Source organism: Modicisalibacter xianhensis, from assembly GCF_900113605.1.
In the GTDB taxonomy this organism is placed as follows: Bacteria; Pseudomonadota; Gammaproteobacteria; order Pseudomonadales; family Halomonadaceae; genus Modicisalibacter; species Modicisalibacter xianhensis.
Genome location: NZ_FOPY01000006.1, coordinates 93,309 through 114,738, shown reverse-complemented (window position 1 = coordinate 114,738; position 21,430 = coordinate 93,309). Strand labels below are relative to the sequence as shown.

The following is a 21,430-nucleotide window of genomic DNA, read 5'->3' as shown; positions in this document are numbered from 1 at the left end:
ATTTCATGTCCAAGGCTCTATAAAGCGGGGGATTCATCTCCCGCTTTTTGCGTTTATTCGTTCCATTCGGTTGCGAGGATCCATCATGCTCATGACGCAGAAAAGATTAGCAGTACTGGCCATTTCTGTTGTTTCCGGCTTTTCCCTGACGCCGGCCATTGCTCAAGATAACAGTAATCAAGCTAATAACTCATCGGAAAATAGCGCCCACTCGAGCCAATCAAAGGCCGACTCCACCGCCAACAAACCCGGAAACGTTCGTCCTATCGGCCAGTGGAATTACCAGCAGCTTTACCAGAGCGGTGGCGTTCGTGCCGATCGACTATTGGAAGCCAGCGTTCTCAATGCCAATGGCGATGAAATTGGCAGTGTCGAAAATGCCATCCTCAACCAGGACAATCGCATCATCGCTCTGATTGCCCAGGTCGGCGGGATGTGGGACATCGGCGATACTCACGTTGCGATTCCCTGGGAGGAGATCAAGCTGACCGACACGGGGGTTCAGGTCCCCATTCGCGAGGACAATGTCGATGACTATGGCCTGTTCGACGAATCCTATGTGATCAAGCAGGATCTCGATCAGGCCACCCAGGTTGAAGACGACGTGATGACGGGCCCACAGACGTGGAAGATCACCGACCTGCTCAACGACTACGCGAGCATCGACGATGGCGAAGGCTATGGCTACGTGACCAACGCGCTGTTTTCCAAAGAAGGTGTGTTGCAGGCACTGGTCATCGATCCGTCTGAGGAGCGCTATGGCCAGGGCCCGTATGCCTACCCTTTCTATGGCTACGAGCAGGGGTGGCGCCCGGGCGACAGCGCCTATCAGATTTCGTATTCCTCGGAAGAGACCAAGACGCTGCCGACGTTCGACTACACACAGTACGACAGCCCCTGGAATACGACCCAAGCCAATCAATGAGACGTACCGGCAGCCGCGTCAGGCGGCTGCCGGTAGCAGGTGCGGGCAGTGCGTCAGCTTAGGCTGACACACACGGAAAGCGGATGCTCGTCGCAGTTGTTGCCCGCCCCGCCACGGTCGACGACCAGGAATTCCCCTGCCCGCTCGAGTACCGACTGAATGGCGTGCCAGGTGCCCGCCCGGTAGTTCACGCCTTGACGACCATCAGTGACAAATGCTCTCACATCCTGCGGATCGATCTCGTCGCCCGGCGGTGCTACCACGATCACAAAACGCTCCTCGTGCAGCGGCATGAAGGCTTGGCTGCCCTGGGGATGGCGCTCGAGAAACTCCAGTACTAGTGGCACCTCGACCGGCTGGCTGACGAAGATGCTGATCAGCGCATGCGCTTCGTCGCCCAAAGTCTCGACCTTGGCCAGGTCATGATAGCGCCGGGTACGCCCGGCGTTGATATGAAAGTACTCTGAGGTGCGCGTATCAATGACATCGCCGAACGGCGCGAAGGCCTCCGGCGTCAGCGGCTGTGCGTTGAGTTTCAGCATGCATCTATCCTTCTGACCCGATCCAAAATGTCTCGTTTGGCTTGAAAACTTGGCGAACGAAGGCCAGGCAAGGCAAAAACCAGCGCAAAAGCGGAGTTTACATAGATGTAAATGAGCATTTTAAGCTGGTTTTTAACACCGCATGGACGAGTGCAGACAGTTTTCAGGTTAAACGAAGCTTCATGTGGCGGTTCACATCTTTATAAAGAAGATAACGGAATGGCCCCGGGCCGCCGGCGTAGCAGGCCTGCGGGCAGAAGGCGCGCAGCCACATGTAGTCGCCGGCCTCGACCTCGACCCAGTCCTGGTTGAGATGATAGACAGCCTTGCCTTCCAGCACGTAGAGGCCGTGCTCCATGACATGCGTCTCGTCGAAGGGAATCACCCCCCCGGGCTGGAAGGTGACGATGGTCACGTGCATGTCATGACGCAGATCCGCCGGGTCGACGAAGCGCGTGGTGGCCCAGACGCCCTCGGTATCCGGCATCGGCGTCGGCGCGATATCGTTCTCGTTGGTGACGAAGGCCTCTGGCATGTCGATACCCTCGACGAATTCGTAAGCCTTGCGCACCCAGTGGAAACGCACCACGTCATCGCCGCCGTTCCTGACCTGCCAATCGCAGCCCGGCGGCAGGAAGGCATAGCCGCCTGGCTGCATGACGTGGCGCTCGCCTTCGAGGGTCAGCGTCAACTCGCCCTCCACCACGAATAATACGCCTTCGGCGCCGGGGTCCAACTCGGGACGGTCACTGCCACCGCCAGGCGAGACTTCCATGATGTACTGCGAAAAGGTCTCGGAAAAGCCCGACATGGGCCGCGACAACACCCACAGCCGGGTGTCCTCCCAGAACGGCAGGTAACTGGTCACAATGTCGCGCAGTACGCCCTTGGGAATGATCGCGTAGGCTTCAGTGAAGACCGCCCGGTCCGAGAGCATCTGTGTCTGCGGGGGCAGGCCGCCCTTGGGGGAATAGTAGGTTCGTTGTGCCATTGATCAGCCTTGCTTGTTCGTTGAAATCCGGCTCACGCGCTTCAGCCCTGCCACGGGTGATGCTCTGCCCAGTGGCGGGCGATGTCCACGCGGCGCGTGACCCAGACTCGGTCGTGGGACTCGATATGGTCGAGGAAGCGCTGCAGCCCCCGGAAACGCCCCGGACGGCCGATCAAGCGGCAGTGCAGGCCGATGGAAAGCATCTTGGGCGATTCCTCGCCTTCGGCATACAGCACGTCGAAAGCGTCGCGCAGGTAAGTGAAGAAATGCTCGCCGGTATTGAAGCCCTGCGGGGTGGCGAAGCGCATGTCATTGGTATCCAGGGTGTAGGGCACCACCAGGTGGGTATGCGTCTCGCCCTGGCTGTCCTGCTCGCGCGTCCAGAACGGCAGGTCGTCGCCGTAGTAGTCGCTATCGTAGAGGAAACTGCCCTGGTCGAGCACCAGGCGACGCGTGTTGGGACTGTCGCGACCGGTATACCAGCCTAGCGGCTTCTCGCCGTACAACGTCTGGAATATCTCGATGGCACGCTGCATGTGGTCGCGTTCGACGCTCTCCGGTGCCCCTTGGTAGTGCAGCCAGCGCCAGCCATGACAGGCGATCTCGTGGCCGAGCTCCTTGAAGGCGTGGGCGACCTCGGGGTTGCGCTCCAGTGCCATGGCCACGCCGAAGACCGTCAGCGGCAGTCCGCGGCGCTCGAACTCGTTGAGGATGCGCCAGACACCGGCGCGCGAACCGTACTCGTAGATCGATTCCATGCTCATGTGGCGCTCGGGATAGGCCTCGGCGCCGACGATCTCGGACAGGAACTTCTCGGAGTGGCTGTCACCGTGAAGCACGCAGGTTTCGCCACCTTCCTCGTAGTTGAGCACGAACTGGACGGCAATGCGGGCCCGGCCGGGCCAGTTGGCCTGGGGCGGCGTACGGCCGTAGCCGATCAGGTCACGGGGGTAACCGGAGTCTCTTCCTGACGTCATGGCAGGGTTCCTTTTGTTGTTGACCGCAAGTATTGGCCCTATCGCGGAGTGAAGGGACATTCAGCGCAGCGTGGCACTTAATAATGTATACAAAGCAAACCTAGCCTGTATTCAGAGGTCCTGCAAGTCCAGTGCGATCCGCTTCACATGAAGGCATCACGTGAACTGCGCCCTGAATCCACAGCAGGTACTGCTTATCCTCGCTCCCGAGCGCCCTCCATGCCATCCCGACGTCACGATGACGAACCCAAGCACTGCCTGCGCAACGCACTCTATCAGCAATGCCACGCGATTAACTGTATACAATATCATAAATAAATTGACGACCAATGGTGGCGGCAGTTGAGCATACCTCTTGACCACAATGACCAGCCATTGCTCGGACAGTGAGCGTTTAAATTACAAGTCATTGTTTAAAAAGAGAAATAAAAAACCCGCCTCACCGTCCCGCAATCACTTGCACCTGTCAACGCCTTGTCCTATTTTGTGTACAAGAAGCGAAATTATCGTGAACAAAACAGGCAATCGCTGCCAAGGACAACCGATGCACCTCAGAGTCATCAACCCCAATACCACGGCGAGCATGACCCGCAAGATCGGCGAGGCAGCCAGCCGCATCGCGGCGCCAGGCACGCAGGTCTCCGCCACCAACCCGGCCAGCGGCCCGGTCTCCATCGAAAGCCACTTCGATGAGGCAGTCAGCGCAGTGGGCGTTGCCGACGAGATCCGTGCCGGCGAGCGCGATCAGGTGGACGCCTACATCATCGCCTGCTTCGGCGACCCGGGACTGCTTGCCGCCCGCGAGCTGACTCGGGCGCCAGTGATTGGCATCGCCGAAGCGGCGTTCCACATGGCCACGCTGATCAGTACGCGCTTCTCCATCGTCACCACGTTGGGGCGCACCGGCATCATCGCCGAGCATCTGTTGCAGAGCTATGGCTTTGCCCATCACTGCCGCCGGGTACGAGCCGCCGAGATCCCGGTGCTCGACCTCGAGGACAACGGGGCAAGCGCCCTGGACCGGGTAATCGCCGAGTGCCGGCGGGCCCGCGACGAGGACGGCATAGGCGCCATCGTATTAGGCTGTGGCGGCATGGCCGACCTGACCGGGGAGATCCGCGACGCCGTGGGGCTGCCCATCGTCGAAGGCGTCACCGCAGCGGTCAAGCTGGCCGAAGCTCTGGTGGGGCTGGGCCTGGGTACCAGCAAGCACGGCGACCTGGCCTTTCCCCGACCCAAACCATTCAGTGGCGAGTTCGAACGCTTCTCGCACCTGAACATCGACTGAGGTCGCTCACGCGACCTACAAGAATAACGACATACAGCACGCCGCAAGACCATTCGCCGGCATGACCGGCGAGTGACAACAACAAGCTGGATAGCTATCCCTTGCGAGGTAATCACCATGCATGACCATTCCCTTCCCCCCCGGGCGGTGCCGGGCCAACCTGCAGCTACCCCACAGCCCACCGCCACCAAGGCTGCCGGCGAGGAGTCGCTGGCTCCCCAGAAAACCCGCATCATGGGACGTTTCTCCTACCTGCTGGCGTGGTTCGGCGGTTGCGTCTCGATCGGTACCTTCACCATGGGATCGAGCGTGGTTGGTACACTCAACCTGGTGCAGGCGACTCTGGCCATCGCCATCGGCTGTTTCGTGATCGGGGTGGCGCTGGCACTCAATGGTGCAGCCGGCTACAAGTACGGCATTCCCTTCATGGTCCAGGCGCGCAGCGCCTTCGGCTTCAGTGGCACGCGTTTTCCCGGCCTGGTGCGCGCAGTGCCCGCCATCGTCTGGTACGGCTTCCAGAGCTGGATCGGCGCCGGCGCGCTGAACATGGTCTCGGCCACGCTGTTCGGCTTCGACAACCTGGTGTTCTACTTCATTGCCTTCCAGTTGCTGCAGATCGGCCTGTCGGTACTGGGTTTCCAAGGCATCAAGTGGCTGGAAAACATCGGCAGCGGTTTCATCCTCTGCTCGCTGGTCTATATGTTCTACAGCACCGTCGATCGCTACGGCAGCGAGCTGTCGGCCAGCCTGCTGACCATGGAAGGCAGCTGGGGCCTGCCGTTCTGGGGCGCGACCATGCTGTTCCTGGGCATCTACAGCACCATGATGCTCAATGTCAGCGACTATTCCCGTGAGCTCAAGCATGGCAGTGGCCCGGGCCTGCTGACCACGCTGTACTCCATGTCGATTTTGCCGTGCACCCTGTTCATGGGATTGATCGGCTTCATGGTCTCTGAGGCGACCGGCGTGGCCGATCCCATCCAGGTGTTCGCCAATGCCGTGAACAATACGCCGCTGCTGATGACCACCCTGCTGTTCATCGCCTTCGCCCAGGTCACCACCAACGTGCTCAACAACGTGGTACCGCCGACCTACGTGCTGATGGACACCTTCAAGCTGAAGTACCGCACTGCCTCGGTCGTCGTCGGCCTGCTGGCCTTCGCCACCTTCCCTTGGGAGCTGGTCAAGGACGAATCGGCGGCCGGCCTGCAACTGTTCGTGCAGACCTATTCGGCCTTCCTCGGCCCGATCTTCGCCGTACTGGTAGTGGACTATTACCTGATCCGGCGGCGTACGCTGGACGTCGACAAGCTCTATGACGAAACCGGGCCCTATCGCGGCGTGAACTACGCGGCGGTTATCGCCTCGCTGGTCGGCGCCGCCGTGGCGTTGAACGTGTCGTCGATCTCCTGGTACGCCAGCCTGCTTCCCGCCGGGCTGACCTACCTGCTGCTGATGCGCTACTGGGCCCCTTGCCAGCGCTTTCGCCAGTAATCGACGCCCGCACGGGTCACCCTCCGACTTCCCCGTTCGCCTCACGGCGAACGAGGCGTTATGCCAACAACAATGAGTGAACGACATGTCCGACAACGAGCTTGCGATCCGCAACATCGACCCGGCGCTATACAACGACGACCTGGCACCCCTCAAGCACGAGGAGCGCAACTGGGGCGCCTTCGAAATCTTCAACGTGTGGTCCAACGACATTCAGAGCCTGTTCGGCTATACCTTGGCCGCCTCGCTGTTTCTGAGTTACAGCTTGAACGGTTGGGCGGTGATGGCAGCGATCATACTGGCCGGCGTGGTGGTCATGTTCCTGGTCAACCTCACCGGGCGGCCCAGCGTAAAGTACGGCATTCCCTTCCCGGTCCTGGTCCGCGCCAGCATGGGAGTGAAAGGTGCCAACCTGCCGGCCATGCTGCGCGCGATCATCGGCATCTTCTGGTACGGCGTGCAGACCTACTTCGCCTCGACCGCCGTGGCGCTGCTGATCACCGCCCTGTTCGGTGGCGGCGACGGTGCGACTTTCCTCGGCCTGTCGGGGGTGGCGTGGCTGTCCTTTGCCATCGTCTGGGTGTTCCAGCTGGCGATCTTCTGGCAGGGCATCGAGCCCATCAAGCGCTTTCTCAACTGGGCCGGGCCGCTAGTCTATGTCGTCATGCTAGTGCTGATGGGTGTGGTCTGGTATCAGGCCGGCGATGAACTGATTCCCGCCATCGGCGGCATCTTCCAGGGCAGCGGTACGCAAGGAGGCGGTATCGGCGCCTTCCTGGCCATCGTCGGCACCATGATCGCCTACTTCGCTGCGGTAGTGATCAACTTCGGCGACTTCAGCCGCTTCGTGAGAAGCGAGCGCCAGATGAAGCTCGGCAACCTGCTGGGACTGCCGCTGAACGTGGCCTTCTTCTCGTTCATCGCGCTGATCATCACCGCCGGCACGATCGTGCTGTTCGGCGAGGCGCTGACCAACCCGGCCGACATCGTCGAGCACGTGGACTCCCTGCCGCTGACCATCGTCGCCGCCCTGACCTTCTTTGCGGCGACCGTGGGCATCAATCTGGTGGCCAACTTCATTCCGCCGGCCTATGACCTGGCCAACCTGTTCCCGAGCAGGATCAGCTTTCGCGTCGGTGGCCTGATCACGGCGATCCTGGCTTTCTTCATCGGTGGCCTGTGGGTGGCGGTAATCAGCCAGATCGGCATTCCCGGCTTCGTCAACGCCATCGGCGCCATCATTGCCCCTTTCTACGGCATTATCGTCGCCGATTACTACCTGGTGAAACGCCAGCACCTCGACATGGAGCAACTGTTCTCTTCCGCCCCCGACAGCGCCTATCACTACACCCAAGGCTGGAATCGCAAGGCCCTGGCGGCCTTCGGCATGGCTGCCGTGTTCTCGCTGGCCACGGTGCTGGTTCCGGCACTGGCCAGCCTGAATGGCTATGCCTGGCTGATCGGTGCGGCGCTGGGCGGTGTGCTCTATTACGCCCTGATGCGCCAAGATGCCGCCGCGCTGGCCGGCTCCTCGGCATCGGCACGCAAAGACCACGCCTGAAACGACATCGCCCCGGCCAGTTGGCCGGGGCGATGTGCCTGGAGACGCGACTCACACCGAGAAGATCTGCCGCAGGTCCGGCACCTCGTCTTCCTGCTCGTCGATCGACAGTGAGGCCTCGATGGCCTTGAGGTGACGCCCCATGAATGCCGTGGCACGCTCGCCCTTGCCGGCCTCGAGGTAGCTGATCAGGTCCTCGTGGTCATGGGACTCGCAGCCCAGATGGCCGGAGGTACCGTAGACGGCGAGAATCAGCGAGGAGCGCGAACACAGCCGACCAATGAACTCGGCGAGGGTGGCATTGCCGGATAGCTGCGCCAGGCGCTCGTGGAATTCGGCCGAGAGCTTGATCGCCGTGCTCTGTTCACCGCTTTTCAGCGCCTTGCGCTCGCGGGCCGCCAGGTCGCGCAGCTCGCGGGCATCGGCCGCCGTCATGCGCCGCGCCACGGCATCCATGACCCCGCACTCCACCATCTGCCGGGCCGCGAAAACGTCCCGTGCCTCCTCGGCGGTCGGCCGCGTGACGCTGGCGCCGCGCCGGGGCGTCAGCGTCACCAGGTGCTCCAGCGCCAGGCGCTGTAGAATCTTGCGGATACCGGTACGACTGACGCCGAACACCTCGGCCAGGGCATCCTCGCGCAGGCGCGCACCGGGGCGCAGCTTGTGCTCGATGATGGCATCGCTGATGGTGCGATAGATGGCGTCGTGGCGTTCGGCCCCGTCACCGTTCTTGCCACGGCGTCGCTTGGGCGCGGTATCGCCGTTGCCCGCACTGTCAGCCATTTGCTGGGGCTCGGTCATGATCAGGTTTCCCCGCTCTACTCGTCGATGGGCCCATTGTATATGCATAAGCAGGCAATCGACGACTCGCCCTACGCAGACGCTGGCTCACGGCGCCTGCCAGGCGGCAATCACCTCACGCTCCTCGTCGGTCATCTGGGTCATGTTGCCCAATGGCATGTAGCCACTGGCGACGACCTGCTTGATCTGCGCGATCTGGTTGACGATCTGCTCGCTACTGTCGAAGGCCACGCCGGCCGGTGCGGCGGTGAAGCCGGGGTGTTCGGGGGACTGGGCGTGGCACTGTACGCAACGCGCATCGATGATCTCATGGACACGTTCCAGCGAGGCGCCGCCATCGACGCTGGCGGCCGCCAGCGTGGCTTCGTCACCCGCAGCCGGCGCATTGCCGACACTGGGCGCCGCAATCCACACGTTGAGCAGGATCAGCGCGACCCCGGCGGCCGGATAGGCCGGCTTGATGCTGCCGGCATGCATCAGCACGAAGAACTGACGAATCAATGCCCCGGCGAAGATGAACAGCGTCATGATCAGCCATGCGTGTTCATGCGAATACATGAACGAGTAATGGTTGCTGAGCATCAGCAGCACGACGGGCAGCGTAAAGTAAGTGTTGTGCACCGAACGCTGCTTGCCGCGCTTGCCATCGAGCGGATCGGGTGTCTCGCCGGCCTTCATGGCCTTCACCATGCGCCGCTGACCGGGGATGATCCAGAAGAACACGTTGGCCGACATCGCCGTGGCCATCACTGCCCCGGTAAGCAGGAAGGCGGCGCGCCCGGCAAAGATCTGCGTGCTCAGGTAGGCGACCACGACCATCATCACGGCGACCGCCAGGCTGAGCATGCCGTCGCGCTCCATGTTGGGGCTCAGGCGCTTGCACAGCTCGTTGTAGATCACCCAACCACCCAGCAGGAACAGCAACGCCATGAGATTGGCCTGCCAGCCGGTCATGTTGGCGGCCCAGGCCCAGTTGGCGGAGGGGTCGATCAGGTAGAACTCAGGATTGGCCAAGTACAGGGTAATGAACAGGGCGAAACCCGACAGCCAGGTGGTATAGGCTTTCCAGAACGACCAGTGCAGGTCGTTCGGCAGCTTGTCCGGGCTCGTGGCATATTTCTGGTTGTGGTAGAAGCCACCACCGTGAACCGCCCACATTTCGCCGAAGATTCCCTTGCGCTGGTCCTCGGCCGCCTTGGGTGGGCGCAGGCTATTGTCGAGCATGACGAAATAGATCGATTCGCCGATCCAGGCGATGGCGGCGATCACATGCAGCCAGCGCAGCAGCATGTTAAGAAAATCCTGAAGGTACGCTTCCATAGGTGGGCTCTCGTCTCGGGCAGTTTATTGTTCGATTTGCAGCAGGGCGCGCTTAACTGCCGCGGTAGGTCGAATAGCCATAGGGCGAGAGTAGCAGTGGCACGTGGTAGTGCTGGCTGGCGTCGGCCACGCCGAAGCGCAACGGGATGCGATCCAGAAAGCGCGGTGTGCTACCTGCAATGCCCTGGCCATCCAGGTACTCGCCGGCATGGAATAGCAGTTCATATTCACCGGCGGAGAAGGCCTCACCCTCCAGGATTGGCGCATCGCAACGGCCGTCGTCATTGGTGGTCACTTCGCCGAGCCGGGTGCGCTGCTCTCCGTCGATACGGAAAATCTCGATACGCAGGCCGTGCCCCGGGCAACCCCGTGCGGTATCCAGCACATGTGTCGTCAGTCGTCCCATGGTGACTCTCCTCTTGTTCTGGTCGTGTCAGGCATCCTGTGTGGCAACAGCCAAGCCGATGCCAGCATGAAGACAGTTTTAGCGCCAAAAGAGATACAGTTCAAAGTTTTTTTGTATACAGTTTTGGTTTAACGTCTACACTGACAACAGCCGAGCCACTCGCCAGCCAAGGAAAACAACCATGACCGAGCCTTATCTTTCTCCCCGCCCCAGCACCTTGGACCGGGATGCCTTCGTCGCACACTACGGAGATATCTACGAACACTCGCCCTGGATTGCCGAGCTTGCCTGGGATACCGGCCTGACTCAGACACAGGATACGCCGGCAGGCCTGGCCGAGCGCATGGGCCGGATACTTCAGGACGCCCCGGCCGAGCGCCAGCTCGAGGTGATCCGGGCTCACCCCGACCTGGCCGGCAAGGCCGCCAAGCAGGGTGTGCTGACCGCCGATTCGACCCGGGAACAGGCCGGCGCCGGGCTGGACCAGTGTTCGGAGGAGGAGTTCGAGCGCTTCCATCGCTACAACGAGGCCTACAAGGCCCGCTTCGGCTTTCCATTCGTGATGGCCGTCAAGGGCAGCGATCGTCACAAGATCCTCGCCGCCTTCGAGACGCGCCTGGAACACTCGCCTGCCGAGGAGCGGCGTACCGCCATCGAACAGATCAACCATATCGCCCGCTTCCGCCTGGACGATCGCGTCGCTGACTAGCCGAACGCCACCATACCGCGCCCGGCTGCGTTGATCAGGCGAAAATGGAAACCCATTCCGCGAGAGCGGACAGCCGTGACGCGAGCGTGTATCCTTGAACGCCAGTGGAACGCGTTGTGAGGAGAACTTGGGCGTGACGGAAACCAGACGCAAACCGGTCGGTCGCCCGGCAGGATCCGGTAAGAGCAGTAGCGGGCACAGCCAGTCGCTGGTGCGCGGACTCAATATCCTCGAGGGCCTGGCGGCGGCGCCGTCCGGGCTGGGCCTGTCCGATATCGCCCAGATCGTCGGTCTCGCGCCCTCGACCACGCATCGCCTGCTCCAGGCCCTGCACAAGCAGGGCTTCATCATTCAGGATGCCGACCTGGGCTTGTGGAAGATCGGCGTCAAGACATTCCAGATCGGCAACACCTTCCTCGAAGCGCGCGATTTCGTTGCCACTGCCCGTCCCTTCCTGCGCCAGTTGACCCAGGACTCCGGCGAAACCGCCAACCTGGGTATCCGCGACGACGGCATGGCGGTATTTCTTGCCCAGAGCGAATCGTCGCAGATGATGCGCATGATCACCCGCCTGGGTTCGCGCGCACCGCTGCATGCGTCCGGGGTCGGCAAGGCCCTGCTGGCCTGGCTGCCGGATCGCGAGGTCGAAAGAATTCTGCAATCGCGTGGGCTCAACCGGGTGACCGAGAACACCCTCGACACGCCGTCGCGGCTGCGTGAAGGCCTGGCTGAGATTCGTCGCCAAGGCTACGCCTGCGACCGCGAGGAACATGCCATCGGCCTGCACTGTGTCGCTGCATCGATCCACGACGAACACGCCAATCCGCTCGCGGCCATTTCGGTTTCCGGCCCGGTTGCGCGCATTCCCGAATCGCGCCTGGCCGAACTCGGTGGCCTGGTGAGTCGTGCCGCCCGCGAGATTACCCTGCAGATAGGCGGGCGCCTGCCCACCCTGGAAGAGATCGCCAAGCGCGCCTGAGCGGCGAGGCTTCCGATTGCATGTCGGCCCCGGCAAGCCCACGCTTGCCGGGGCCGATGCGTTTTCCAACCTTGCCCTGCAGGTTTAGGTATTGAGCACCACACCGCCATTGAGGTGCAGGGTCTGGCCCGACATGTAGGAGGACTCCTCGCAGGCCAGATAGACATAGGCCGGCCCGATCTCGCTGGGCTGGCCGGCGCGATCCATGGGCACCTGTCCTCCGAAGCTTTCGACTTTCTCCTCGGGGAACGTGGCCGGGATCAGCGGCGTCCAGACCGGGCCGGGCGCCACGGCATTGATGCGGATACCCTTGCTGGCCAGCGGTGTGGCCAGTGAGCGCACCAGGCCCTGGATGGCCCCCTTGGTGGCACTGTAATCGATCAACGAGGGATTGCCCTTGAAGGCATTGACCGACGAGGTGCCGATGATCGAATCACCCTCGTGCAGGTGCGGCAGGACCGACTTGATCATGTAGAAGTGACTGAAGATATTGGTCTGGAAGGTCCGCGTGAGCTGCTCGTCGGGAATCTGGGTGATGTCGTCCCAGTTGTGCTGTTCGGCGGCATTGTTGACCAGGATGTTGAGCTTGCCGAATGTCTGCAGCGCCTTGTCGACGGTCTCGCGACAGAATGCCGGATCGCCGACGTCGCCCTTGATCAGTTCACAGCGGCGCCCTTCCGCCTCGACCAGCGCCTTGGTGTCCTCGGCGTCGCGATCCTCGTCGAGATAGACCAGCACGCAATCGGCACCTTCACGCGCATAATGCACGGCCACGGCACGTCCGATACCGCTGTCGCCACCGGTGATCAACGCCACCTTGTCCTTGAGCTTGTCGGCACCGCGGTAGCTGGCGCGGATGAACTCGGGCTCCGGCTGCATCTCGTATTCATCGCCGGGCTGTTGCTGATGCTGGGGAGGAAACTTTTCATCGGCCATGTGCATTCACTCCTGTGTTGCACTGATGGGAAAAAGCGCCACTTTCCTTCGGCGCCGGTGACGCATGACCTACTGAAGATAGAAGAGCGTCTTCGGCGGCGACAAGCGAAGCCGGAGGCGTCTCACCGTGCTGTCAGCGGCCAGGACGGTTACACTAGCCCCCGATTCCGTTGCCACCGTCATGCCGAGGCCGCTGCGATGAGTTCCCACCTGCTCTCCGTCGATTCCCTGTCCCGCGATCACGTCGACCACCTGCTGCGCGTCGCCAGCCGCATGGAGCCGATCGCCCAGCGTCGCAAGGTTACCCGGGTCCTGGAGGGCGCCGTGCTCGGCAACCTGTTCTTCGAGGCCAGCACCCGTACCCGCGTCAGCTTCCATGCTGCCTTCTGCCGCCTGGGGGGTAGCGTCTGCGACACCACCGGCTTCACCTTCTCGTCGATGGCCAAGGGCGAGTCGCTCTACGACACCAGCCGGGTGATGAGCGGCTACTGTGATGCCATTGTCATGCGCCACCCCGACCAGGGCTCGGTGGCCGAATTCGCCCAGGCCACCAACGTGCCGGTGATCAACGGCGGCGATGGCCCCGGCGAGCACCCCAGCCAGGCGCTGCTCGACCTGTACACCATCGACAAGGAATTCACCCGGTTGGGCAAGACGCTGGCCGGCGCTCACCTGCTGCTGACCGGCGACCTGAAATACGGGCGCACCGTGCACTCGCTGATCAAGCTGCTGTCGCTCTACGCGCCGATGCGCATCACCCTGGTGTCGCCGCCCGGGCTGGAGATGCCCAGCCACCTCGTCGATCTGGTGGCCTCGCGCGGGCACCGGGTCGAGCTGCGCGAGAGTCTGGCCAGCGATTTCAGCGACCTCGATGTGATCTATACCACCCGCATCCAGAAGGAGCGCTTCACCGAGGAGATGATGGAAAGCTTCTCGGGCGTGTCGCAGGACTTCACCATCGACCGCGCCTTCCTCGACCAGCGCTGCAACGACACCACCATCGTCATGCACCCGCTGCCGCGCGACAGCCGCCCGGGCGCCAACGATCTCAACGTGGATCTCAACGGTGACCCGCGTCTGGCGATATTCCGCCAGACCGACAACGGCATACCCGTGCGCATGGCGATCTTCGCCACGCTGCTCGAGGTCGAGGACCAGATCGAGAAGGACCTGCGCGACGTGAGGTGGTTCGTGCCCAGAAAGTTAGGCGTGGACGACCGCGAGTTCTGAGTCGCGGTCACTCGTGACGCGACGGCAACCCTTCGTTGCGTGCAAACCAGCCCTCGAGGATCAACTGGGCGGCCAGGCCATCGACGCCCTCTTCGCGGTAGTTGCCGCGATGCCCGGCCTCCCGGGCGATGGTCTTGGCCTCGGACGTCGAACCACGCTCGTCTGCCATCTCGCAAGGCTTGCCATAGCGCCCGAAGAGTCGCTTGCCGAACTTGCGGGCCCGCAGGCTCATCTCGGACTCGCTGCCGTCCATGTTGAGCGGCAGCCCGACCACGAACAGGTCCGGCCGCCACTCCTCGACCAATCGTGTCACCACGTTCCAGTCGGGAATGCCGTCACGCGCCGGCAGCGGGTCCAGCGCCGAGGCGCTGGCCAGCAGTTCGTTGCCCACCGCCACGCCGATGCGCCGCGTACCGAAGTCGAAGGCCAGGATCAGCCGTTGTCCCGCCCCAGCCATCAACTGTGCCCGATCTGGCTGGTGAGCAGGTTCAGGTCGACGCCCAGAATGCCCGCGGCGGCATTCAGGCGCTGCTCCGGGGGCAGGTCGAAAAGAATGTCGGGACGGGCCTCGACGGTCAGCCAGGTATTCTCCTTGAGTTCGTTCTCGAGCTGACCGGCCTCCCAGCCGCAGCAGCCCAGGCAGATCATGAAGGTGTCGGGCCCCATGCCGGTGGCCAGGGCATGCAGCATGTCCATCGAGGTGGTCAATGCCACGTCGTCGGCCACCTGGATGCTCGAGTCCCACGGCTCGCTGCTGCCGCGATGAAGAATGAAGCCACGGTCCTTGTGGGTCGGCCCACCGTAGTACACCGGCGTGTCGCGTACCGGGCACTCGTCGGCATCGATGTCGACCTGTTCGAGCAGCACATCGAGCGTCAGTTCCAGCGGATGGTTGACGATGATGCCCATGGTGCCGTTTTCGTCATGGTCGCACAGGTAACTGAGACTGCCGGCAAAATTGGGGTCCTCTAGGTGAGGCATCGCCAGCAAGAAATGGTTGCGCAAGCTTTGCATGTGCCTCCTGGGCGTCAACGCACGCCGAAGTTATTCCCTTTACCGAAACGCCACACCCGCGTGATGGTCAGCGAGTCGCGGTCGCCCATGCCGCGATCGAAGGGCCGGTAGGGCGCCGCTCCCCGGATCGTCTTCAGCGCGGCCTGGTCGAGTTCGGGGTACCCTGATGAGTGTATCACCTCTGCCTGGCGTACCTGACCGCCACTATCAATCACCACCCGGATGCGCAACTGGCCTTCCAGATGCGACGGTGCCGGATAGACGCGGTTGCCGTAGGTCTCGACGCGCCGCGTCCAGTCGGCAACATAGCGCGCCTCGGCGGCACGCCGCGCGGCCTGCTGGACGCGGTCGCCGGTCGTATCGGTCGCGGGAGCGGCCTCGAAACTGCGCTGGCGAATGCTCGATGTCGCCTGGGCGAGCAGGGCCTGGCCACTGGGGGCAGCCCCCGCCTTGGACGGTTCGGCCGGTGCCTGGGGCTGCGATGGAGCAGGCGGTGAGGCCGGCTCGTCGACGGGCTCGGCACGTGGCGGAGTGTCGGGTACGGGTGGCGCCGGCGGGTCGTCCGGCGCCTCGCTAGCTGGCGGTGACACCGGTTCGTCAGGCACCGTAGGCGATGACGGGGCCGGTGCCTCGACAGGCGTTGGTGGGGCCGCCGGCTGATCGGGCTTGGTGACTGCCCGTTCGCGGCGTATGGCCTGCTGGTTGGCCTCGGCAATGGCCTGGGCCGCGCCGGGGTCGACGGAGGGTTGGGTGACCAGCACCACGTCGAGGCTGGTCGGCTCGCGCGACACCCTCTCGCTGTCGATCTGCCAGCCGGCCAGCCCGGCGATGACCAGCGCATGCAGCCCCAGCGCCACGGCCCAGGCCGCCAGCTGCCGATATCGATGCCCGACCGGCACATGACGCATGACGCTGCCCGGCGATACGGCCATGCGAGTGTCCTGCCTACACGCCCAGCCGACGCACGATAGCGTCCATCAGCAGGCCGGCGATGTCGGTGCCACGCTGATCGTCGATCTCGCGCACGCAGGTCGGGCTGGTGACGTTGATCTCGGTGATGTAATCACCGATCACGTCGAGGCCGACGAACATCAGCCCCTTCTCCTTGATGGCCGGCCTGACCTGCTCGACCAGCCACAGGTCGCGCTCGGTCAGCTCGCGGCTGACGCCACGCCCGCCCGCCGCCAGGTTGCCACGGGTCTCGCCGGCCATCGGCACGCGTGCCAGGCCATAGGGTACCGGCTCGCCGTCGATGAGCAGAATGCGCGTGTCGCCGGCACTGATCTCGGGGATGTAGCGCTGGGCCATGATCTGGCGCTGGCCACGCTCGGTGAGCATTTCGATGATGGCGCCCAGATTGCGGCCTTCCGGACGCACATGGAAGATTCCGGTACCGCCCATGCCATCCAGCGGCTTGAAGATCACATCGCCATGCTCGGCGTGAAAGGCGCGCAGCACCTTCTCGTTGCTCGATACCGTGGTCGGCACGCTGCACTGCGGGAACTGCTGGGCGAACAGCTTCTCGTTGCATTCCAGCAGCGCGCGGGTGGGGTTGACCACCAGCACGCCCTCGCGCTCGGCGAAGCCCAGCAGGTGGACCGCGTTGAGAAACTGGGTATCGACGGGCGGGTCCTTGCGCATCAGGACCACGTCGAGCTCGGCCAGGGCCCGTGAGGTTGGCTCGCCCAGCGCATACCAGCTATCCGGATCACGGTAGACCGTCAGGTCACGCATGCGCGCCATGGCGCGGCCATCGGCCAGGAACAAGTCTTCCTGTTCCATGTAATGCAGCGACCAGCCCCGATCCTGGGCGGCCCACAGCATGGCCATGGTGGTGTCCTTCTTGTAGGCGATGGCCCCGATGGGATCCATCACCACGCCGATCTTGAGAGCGGATTGACTCATGGTTGGGTTTCCATGGCTGTAGAACGATGGGCGCAGTATGACGCAGCACGCTGAACGGGACCAAGGCCGAAGACTCGGCCACCGGTCAGTCGTTGCGTGTGTCGAACTGGCGACGGATGCCGCCATCCTCGATGACGATCAGGCGACGCTTGTAGAGACGGCCAATGGCCTGCTTGAAGGCACTCTTGCTGACGCCGAGCCGAGCCTTGATCGCCTCGGGCGAACTCTTGTCGCCCAGCGGCAGGTAGCCACCGCTCTCGCGCAACGCAGTCAGCACCTTGTCACCCACCACGTCCAGACGGGCCTCGCCCGGCGGCATCAGCGCCAGGTCCAGGCGATCATCGTCGCGCACCCGCTGCACGTAGCCGGTCAGGCGCTGGCCGCGACGCAGCGGCTGGGTCACGGCATCGTGATAAAGCAAGCCCCAGTAACGATGATCGACCACCGCCTTGTAGCCCAGGTCGGTGCGCTCGGCGACGATCAGCTCGACCTGGTCGCCCGGCGCCAGCCCTTCGGCGGCATCGCGCAGGAAACGGTCGAGACGCATCGAAGCAATCGGCCGCCCTTGGGCATCCTCGCTCACCATGATCAGCACGCGCTTGCCGGGATCGGGCCGGAAGCGCTGCTCGCCGTAGGGCAGCAGCAGGTCCTTGGGGCCACCCCAGTCCAGAAAGGCGCCGGTCTCGTTGACCGTTACCACCGTGAGATAAGCGACCTCACCGACGGAGACCAACGGTCCATCGGCACTGCGCCCATGAGAGTTGCGAGCCATGGCCAGAGTTCCTGAAAAGATGAAGTGACGTGGTTTGCGCTAAGCGTAGGACGACTGCTCAAAGATCGCCGAAGTGATGCTGCAACAGCGTCAACGCAACGACCGGCGCCGTCTCGGTGCGCAGGACACGCGGGCCGAGGGTCAATGACATGAAACCGGCCTGACCGGCCTGTTCGACTTCCGGGGCGGAGAGCCCGCCTTCGGGACCGATCAGCAACGCGGCACAGGCCACGCTTTCAGCCGCCTGCCAGATAGACTCGGTGGCCGGATGCAGCACCAGGCGCAGGGCCTCGTCGCGTGCCTGCAGCCAGGCCCCCAGCGACTGCGGGGCATGCACGGTCGGCACGGTGGCCCGCCCGCACTGCTCGCAGGCACTGATAGCCACGCCCTGCCAGTGGGCCAGTTTCCTGGCCTCGCGCTCGCCCTTGAGGCGCACGTCGCCGTGTTCGGTATACAACGGCGTGATCGCCGCCACGCCCAGTTCCACGGCTTTCTGGATGGCATAGTCCATGCGATCGCCCTTGGAGATCGCCTGGCCCAGGTGGACGGCCAGCGGCGACTCGCTGCGCCCGAGCACGACCTTGTCGACACGCGCCACCACCCGCTTGCGGGTGGCCTCGACGATGACGGCCGCGGCCTCGTGGCCGCGACCGTCGAACAGCGTCAGCGTCGCGCCCTCACGCAGGCGCAGGACGGCCGCGACATGGCGCGCCGCCCCTTCGGGCAGGGTCAGCTCGGTATCGGCGGCCAACTCGGTGTCGACATGGATGCGCGGTCCTGACAGGTCGCTTGTCATTTACTGGGCCGTATCGCTGCCTTCGGCCTGGCGCTGCTTCTTCTGGGCGTACATGGCCTCGAAGTTGACCGGCGCCAGCATCAGCGGAGGGAAGCTGCCACGATTGACCAGGTTGTCGATGCACTCACGTGCGTAGGGGAACAGCACGTTGGGGCAGAATGCGCCCAGGGTGTGATCGAGCTGCTCGCCCTGGAGCCCGGCAATACGGAACAGACCGGCCTGCTCGACCTCGACCAGGAATGAGGTAGTACCGCTTTCGGCATGCGACACCTGGGCGGTGACCTTGATGACCACCTCGTAGAGGTCTTCGCCGACCTGCTCGCTCGAGGTGTTCAGGTCCAGGCCGACCTTGGGCTTGAACGGCTGCTGGAACACCGCCGGCGAATTCGGCGACTCGAAGGAGATGTCCTTGACGTAGATGCGCTGCAGCGAGAACTGGAGCTGCTGCTGGTTCTGGCCCTGTGCGGCCTGATTGTTGTCTTCCGCCATGCTCATGATTCCTTAAAGATGCGATGCGTTGCGTGCGTTTATTTCCTGACCACCGGGAGGCTGTCGGCCTGCCACTGGGTCATGCCCCCCTTGAGCTTGACCGCCCGGCTGAAGCCGGCCTTGGTCAGCTTGGCCACGGCGAGTCCCGACGACTGGCCATGCTTGCAGACGACGATCACCGGCTTGTCCTTGAACTTGTCCAGCTCGGACATGCGGTCGTCGAGGCGACTCTGGGGAATGTTGCGTGCGCCGGCAATGTGGCCCGCCTTGAAATCGTTGGCATCGCGAATGTCGACGATGACGCCGTCCTCGCGATTGACCAGGGAGGTGGCCTGGCTGGAGTCGACGCCGTGGTTGCCGCGCTGGAACTCGTAGGCGAGCCAGGCCACGAGCACAATCAGAAACGCACCCACCAGAAGCGGGTGATTCTGCACGAATTCGAACAGCTGATCGATCATGGGTCCGGATAACTCTTGTTGAGGTCTACCCCTGTATTCGGGCGCGCCCAGTATACACAAGCCATGGCGATGCGTCCGTCACTCGCGCAGGCTATGACGCCCGCGACCTGCGTGCGTTATGATGCTGCAAGACAGCGCATGCCGCGACACCGAGCAGGGACGCCGGTACAGGCCGCATCACGCCACGCGAGGCCACCTCGCGACACCGGAATCTCCCCGCCAAGGCGAAACTTATCGATACCGCAAAGCGAGGCCCCCAATGACAGACACGACCGCTACCCGCCCACGCCCGGTGGCACTGATCATCCTTGACGGCTACGGCTACAACGAGTCCCCGGATCACAACGCCGTGTACGCCGCCAGGACACCGGTCATGGACCGCCTCGAGCAGACCTATCCCAGCGGCCTGCTGCACACCGACGGCAAGCATGTCGGCCTCCCCGATGGCCAGATGGGCAACTCCGAGGTCGGCCACATGAACCTCGGCGCTGGACGTATCGTCTATCAGGACTTCACGCGCATCACCAAGGCCATCGAGGATGGCGAACTTGCCAGCATCGAGGCGTTGACCGCGCCGATCGATGCCGCCGTCGAGGCAGGCCGTGCGGTGCACCTGCTCGGCCTGCTGTCGCCCGGCGGCGTGCACAGCCACGAAGACCATATTCTGGCCGCCGCCGAATTGGCCGCCCAGCGCGGCGCCAAGCGCATCTACATCCATGCCTTCCTCGATGGACGCGACACCGCCCCCAAGAGCGCCCGACCCTCGCTGGAGCGCGCCAACGCCAAGCTGGCGTCGCTGGTCGGCAAGGAACACGGCTTCGTCGCTTCCATCGTCGGGCGCTACTTTGCCATGGACCGCGACAACCGCTGGGAGCGTGTCGAGCAGGCCTATCGCGTGGTCACCGAGGGCGTCGGCGAGCATAGCGCTGACACTGCCGAGGCCGGCCTGGACGCCGCCTACGAGCGCGGCGAGAGCGACGAGTTCGTGGCCGCCACCAGTATCCGCCCGGCCGGCAAGCCGGTAGTCATGGAAGATGGCGATGCCGCAATTTTCATGAACTTCCGTGCCGACCGTGCCCGCGAGCTGACCCGCGCCTTCGTCGAGGACGATTTCGACGGTTTCACCCGTCAGGCGCGCCCCAGGCTGGCCGCGCAAGGGCTGGTGATGCTGACCCAATATGCTGCCGACATCCCCGCGCCGTGCGCCTTCCCGCCGGTGGACCTGCACAATACCCTGGGCGAAGTGGTGGCCAAGCGCGGCATGACCCAGCTGCGTATCGCCGAGACCGAGAAGTACGCCCACGTGACGTTCTTCTTCTCCGGCGGTCGCGAGGCCGAGTTCGACGGCGAGACCCGTGAGTTGATTCCCTCGCCCAAGGACGTCAAGACCTACGACGAGAAGCCCGAGATGAGCGCCTTCGAGGTCACCGACACGCTGGTTGCGGCCATCGATGCCGGCAAGTACGACCTGGTCGTCTGCAACTACGCCAACGGTGACATGGTTGGCCACAGTGGCGACTTCGATGCCGCGGTCAAGGCCATCGAGGCGGTCGACACATGCCTGGGCCGGGTCGTCGAGGCCATCGAACGCGCCGGTGGCGAATGCCTGGTCACTGCCGATCACGGCAATGCCGAGCAGATGGTCAACCCGGAGACCGGCAATCCGCAGACCGCGCACACCACTTTCCAGGTGCCGCTGGTCTACGTCACCCGCCGCCAGGCCAAGCTGCGTGACGACGGACGCCTGTGCGACATCGCGCCGACGTTGCTGACCATGATGGGCGAGCCGATCCCCGACGACATGACCGGCAATGTGCTGATCGAGTATCGCTGAGCG

General features: G+C 63.4%; 23 protein-coding genes. 8 read left to right on the top strand and 15 right to left on the bottom strand.

Going from position 1 to position 21,430, the window contains the following annotated elements; translation table 11 throughout:
* Positions 1-85 precede the first annotated feature (85 nt).
* Positions 86-925, top strand: a complete 840-nt coding sequence (locus BM194_RS08530) for a PRC-barrel domain-containing protein (RefSeq protein WP_244890917.1) — start codon at positions 86-88, stop codon at positions 923-925.
* A gap of 53 nt (positions 926-978) precedes the next feature.
* On the opposite strand, the gene BM194_RS08525 is transcribed toward BM194_RS08530, so the two are convergent.
* The 3 genes from BM194_RS08525 to puuE form a co-directional block, all read right to left on the bottom strand.
* Positions 979-1,467, bottom strand: coding sequence for an ureidoglycolate lyase (locus BM194_RS08525; RefSeq protein WP_092845716.1), 489 nt, complete (start codon positions 1,465-1,467; stop codon positions 979-981).
* Positions 1,468-1,630: 163 nt separating this feature from the next.
* Entirely contained in the window at positions 1,631-2,458 is an 828-nt protein-coding gene (locus BM194_RS08520) for a bifunctional allantoicase/(S)-ureidoglycine aminohydrolase (RefSeq protein WP_092845714.1), read from the bottom strand.
* A 41-nt stretch (positions 2,459-2,499) separates the two neighbouring features.
* Positions 2,500-3,435, bottom strand: a complete 936-nt coding sequence (gene puuE, locus BM194_RS08515) for an allantoinase PuuE (RefSeq protein ID WP_092845712.1) — start codon at positions 3,433-3,435, stop codon at positions 2,500-2,502.
* 544 nt (positions 3,436-3,979) lie between these two features.
* Between puuE and BM194_RS08510 the strand changes: the two genes are divergently transcribed.
* From BM194_RS08510 to BM194_RS08500, 3 genes are all read left to right on the top strand, one after another.
* Complete coding sequence (locus BM194_RS08510) at positions 3,980-4,723, top strand: aspartate/glutamate racemase family protein (RefSeq protein ID WP_092845710.1); 744 nt, start codon at positions 3,980-3,982, stop codon at positions 4,721-4,723.
* A gap of 117 nt (positions 4,724-4,840) precedes the next feature.
* A complete protein-coding gene (locus BM194_RS08505; protein WP_244890916.1) occupies positions 4,841-6,217 on the top strand; it encodes an NCS1 family transporter in 1,377 nt (458 codons plus the stop codon).
* Positions 6,218-6,302: 85 nt separating this feature from the next.
* Entirely contained in the window at positions 6,303-7,778 is a 1,476-nt protein-coding gene (locus BM194_RS08500; RefSeq protein WP_092845708.1) for an NCS1 family nucleobase:cation symporter-1, read from the top strand.
* Between the two features lie 51 nt (positions 7,779-7,829).
* On the opposite strand, the gene BM194_RS08495 is transcribed toward BM194_RS08500, so the two are convergent.
* The 3 genes from BM194_RS08495 to uraH all read right to left on the bottom strand — a co-directional run bounded on the left by BM194_RS08495 (position 7,830) and on the right by uraH (position 10,305).
* A complete protein-coding gene (locus tag BM194_RS08495) occupies positions 7,830-8,579 on the bottom strand; it encodes a GntR family transcriptional regulator (RefSeq protein ID WP_422730647.1) in 750 nt (249 codons plus the stop codon).
* Positions 8,580-8,666: 87 nt separating this feature from the next.
* The gene (locus BM194_RS08490; protein ID WP_092845706.1) at positions 8,667-9,899 is read right to left on the bottom strand and encodes a urate hydroxylase PuuD; all 1,233 of its coding nucleotides are present in this window, start codon (positions 9,897-9,899) and stop codon (positions 8,667-8,669) included.
* A 52-nt stretch (positions 9,900-9,951) separates the two neighbouring features.
* Positions 9,952-10,305, bottom strand: a complete 354-nt coding sequence (gene uraH, locus BM194_RS08485) for a hydroxyisourate hydrolase (protein ID WP_092845704.1) — start codon at positions 10,303-10,305, stop codon at positions 9,952-9,954.
* A 181-nt stretch (positions 10,306-10,486) separates the two neighbouring features.
* On the opposite strand from uraH, the gene uraD reads away from it, so the two are divergent.
* Positions 10,487-11,014: a 2-oxo-4-hydroxy-4-carboxy-5-ureidoimidazoline decarboxylase gene (uraD, locus tag BM194_RS08480; protein ID WP_092845702.1), complete on the top strand. Its 528-nt coding sequence runs from the start codon at positions 10,487-10,489 to the stop codon at positions 11,012-11,014.
* Positions 11,015-11,147: 133 nt separating this feature from the next.
* Positions 11,148-11,993, top strand: a complete 846-nt coding sequence (locus BM194_RS08475) for an IclR family transcriptional regulator domain-containing protein (RefSeq protein ID WP_092845700.1) — start codon at positions 11,148-11,150, stop codon at positions 11,991-11,993.
* A gap of 84 nt (positions 11,994-12,077) precedes the next feature.
* Here the strand turns inward: BM194_RS08475 and BM194_RS08470 are convergent, their stop codons facing one another.
* A complete protein-coding gene (locus tag BM194_RS08470) occupies positions 12,078-12,929 on the bottom strand; it encodes an SDR family oxidoreductase (protein WP_092845698.1) in 852 nt (283 codons plus the stop codon).
* A gap of 198 nt (positions 12,930-13,127) precedes the next feature.
* On the opposite strand from BM194_RS08470, the gene BM194_RS08465 reads away from it, so the two are divergent.
* Positions 13,128-14,159, top strand: a complete 1,032-nt coding sequence (locus BM194_RS08465; protein ID WP_092845696.1) for an aspartate carbamoyltransferase — start codon at positions 13,128-13,130, stop codon at positions 14,157-14,159.
* A gap of 7 nt (positions 14,160-14,166) precedes the next feature.
* Here BM194_RS08465 and ruvX read toward each other — a convergent pair whose 3' ends face one another.
* The 8 genes from ruvX to BM194_RS08425 form a co-directional block, all read right to left on the bottom strand.
* Positions 14,167-14,616, bottom strand: a complete 450-nt coding sequence (gene ruvX, locus BM194_RS08460) for a Holliday junction resolvase RuvX (protein ID WP_092845694.1) — start codon at positions 14,614-14,616, stop codon at positions 14,167-14,169.
* Complete coding sequence (locus tag BM194_RS08455; protein WP_092845692.1) at positions 14,616-15,173, bottom strand: YqgE/AlgH family protein; 558 nt, start codon at positions 15,171-15,173, stop codon at positions 14,616-14,618. Before BM194_RS08455 ends, ruvX begins: the two co-directional genes overlap by 1 nt.
* A 14-nt stretch (positions 15,174-15,187) precedes the next feature.
* On the bottom strand, positions 15,188-16,105 hold the full coding sequence (locus BM194_RS08450; RefSeq protein WP_092845690.1) for an energy transducer TonB: 918 nt from the start codon (positions 16,103-16,105) through the stop codon (positions 15,188-15,190).
* Positions 16,106-16,118: 13 nt separating this feature from the next.
* On the bottom strand, positions 16,119-17,078 hold the full coding sequence (gene gshB / locus BM194_RS08445) for a glutathione synthase (RefSeq protein WP_092845688.1): 960 nt from the start codon (positions 17,076-17,078) through the stop codon (positions 16,119-16,121).
* A gap of 85 nt (positions 17,079-17,163) precedes the next feature.
* A complete protein-coding gene (locus BM194_RS08440; protein WP_092845686.1) occupies positions 17,164-17,850 on the bottom strand; it encodes a CvfB family protein in 687 nt (228 codons plus the stop codon).
* Between the two features lie 58 nt (positions 17,851-17,908).
* A complete protein-coding gene (locus BM194_RS08435; protein ID WP_092845684.1) occupies positions 17,909-18,646 on the bottom strand; it encodes a 16S rRNA (uracil(1498)-N(3))-methyltransferase in 738 nt (245 codons plus the stop codon).
* Positions 18,647-19,135, bottom strand: coding sequence for a protein-export chaperone SecB (secB, locus tag BM194_RS08430; protein WP_092845682.1), 489 nt, complete (start codon positions 19,133-19,135; stop codon positions 18,647-18,649).
* A 38-nt stretch (positions 19,136-19,173) separates the two neighbouring features.
* Positions 19,174-19,593 (bottom strand): rhodanese-like domain-containing protein, encoded by a 420-nt coding sequence (locus BM194_RS08425; protein ID WP_092845680.1) that lies wholly within the window; start codon positions 19,591-19,593, stop codon positions 19,174-19,176.
* A 259-nt stretch (positions 19,594-19,852) separates the two neighbouring features.
* Between BM194_RS08425 and gpmI the strand changes: the two genes are divergently transcribed.
* Complete coding sequence (gene gpmI / locus BM194_RS08420) at positions 19,853-21,427, top strand: 2,3-bisphosphoglycerate-independent phosphoglycerate mutase (protein ID WP_092845679.1); 1,575 nt, start codon at positions 19,853-19,855, stop codon at positions 21,425-21,427.
* Positions 21,428-21,430: the final 3 nt, after the last annotated feature.

Excerpts from the sequence above, each read along its gene's own strand:
- BM194_RS08530 (WP_244890917.1), top strand. The coding sequence starts at position 86 with ATGCTCATGACGCAGAAAAGATTAGCAGTACTGGCCATTTCTGTTGTT.
- BM194_RS08525 (WP_092845716.1), bottom strand. The coding sequence starts at position 1,467 with ATGCTGAAACTCAACGCACAGCCGCTGACGCCGGAGGCCTTCGCGCCG.
- BM194_RS08520 (WP_092845714.1), bottom strand. The coding sequence starts at position 2,458 with ATGGCACAACGAACCTACTATTCCCCCAAGGGCGGCCTGCCCCCGCAG.
- puuE (WP_092845712.1), bottom strand. The coding sequence starts at position 3,435 with ATGACGTCAGGAAGAGACTCCGGTTACCCCCGTGACCTGATCGGCTAC.
- BM194_RS08510 (WP_092845710.1), top strand. The coding sequence starts at position 3,980 with ATGCACCTCAGAGTCATCAACCCCAATACCACGGCGAGCATGACCCGC.
- BM194_RS08505 (WP_244890916.1), top strand. The coding sequence starts at position 4,841 with ATGCATGACCATTCCCTTCCCCCCCGGGCGGTGCCGGGCCAACCTGCA.
- BM194_RS08500 (WP_092845708.1), top strand. The coding sequence starts at position 6,303 with ATGTCCGACAACGAGCTTGCGATCCGCAACATCGACCCGGCGCTATAC.
- BM194_RS08495 (WP_422730647.1), bottom strand. The coding sequence starts at position 8,579 with ATGACCGAGCCCCAGCAAATGGCTGACAGTGCGGGCAACGGCGATACC.
- BM194_RS08490 (WP_092845706.1), bottom strand. The coding sequence starts at position 9,899 with ATGGAAGCGTACCTTCAGGATTTTCTTAACATGCTGCTGCGCTGGCTG.
- uraH (WP_092845704.1), bottom strand. The coding sequence starts at position 10,305 with ATGGGACGACTGACGACACATGTGCTGGATACCGCACGGGGTTGCCCG.
- uraD (WP_092845702.1), top strand. The coding sequence starts at position 10,487 with ATGACCGAGCCTTATCTTTCTCCCCGCCCCAGCACCTTGGACCGGGAT.
- BM194_RS08470 (WP_092845698.1), bottom strand. The coding sequence starts at position 12,929 with ATGGCCGATGAAAAGTTTCCTCCCCAGCATCAGCAACAGCCCGGCGAT.
- BM194_RS08465 (WP_092845696.1), top strand. The coding sequence starts at position 13,128 with ATGAGTTCCCACCTGCTCTCCGTCGATTCCCTGTCCCGCGATCACGTC.
- ruvX (WP_092845694.1), bottom strand. The coding sequence starts at position 14,616 with ATGGCTGGGGCGGGACAACGGCTGATCCTGGCCTTCGACTTCGGTACG.
- BM194_RS08455 (WP_092845692.1), bottom strand. The coding sequence starts at position 15,173 with ATGCAAAGCTTGCGCAACCATTTCTTGCTGGCGATGCCTCACCTAGAG.
- BM194_RS08450 (WP_092845690.1), bottom strand. The coding sequence starts at position 16,105 with ATGGCCGTATCGCCGGGCAGCGTCATGCGTCATGTGCCGGTCGGGCAT.
- gshB (WP_092845688.1), bottom strand. The coding sequence starts at position 17,078 with ATGAGTCAATCCGCTCTCAAGATCGGCGTGGTGATGGATCCCATCGGG.
- BM194_RS08440 (WP_092845686.1), bottom strand. The coding sequence starts at position 17,850 with ATGGCTCGCAACTCTCATGGGCGCAGTGCCGATGGACCGTTGGTCTCC.
- BM194_RS08435 (WP_092845684.1), bottom strand. The coding sequence starts at position 18,646 with ATGACAAGCGACCTGTCAGGACCGCGCATCCATGTCGACACCGAGTTG.
- secB (WP_092845682.1), bottom strand. The coding sequence starts at position 19,135 with ATGGCGGAAGACAACAATCAGGCCGCACAGGGCCAGAACCAGCAGCAG.
- BM194_RS08425 (WP_092845680.1), bottom strand. The coding sequence starts at position 19,593 with ATGATCGATCAGCTGTTCGAATTCGTGCAGAATCACCCGCTTCTGGTG.
- gpmI (WP_092845679.1), top strand. The coding sequence starts at position 19,853 with ATGACAGACACGACCGCTACCCGCCCACGCCCGGTGGCACTGATCATC.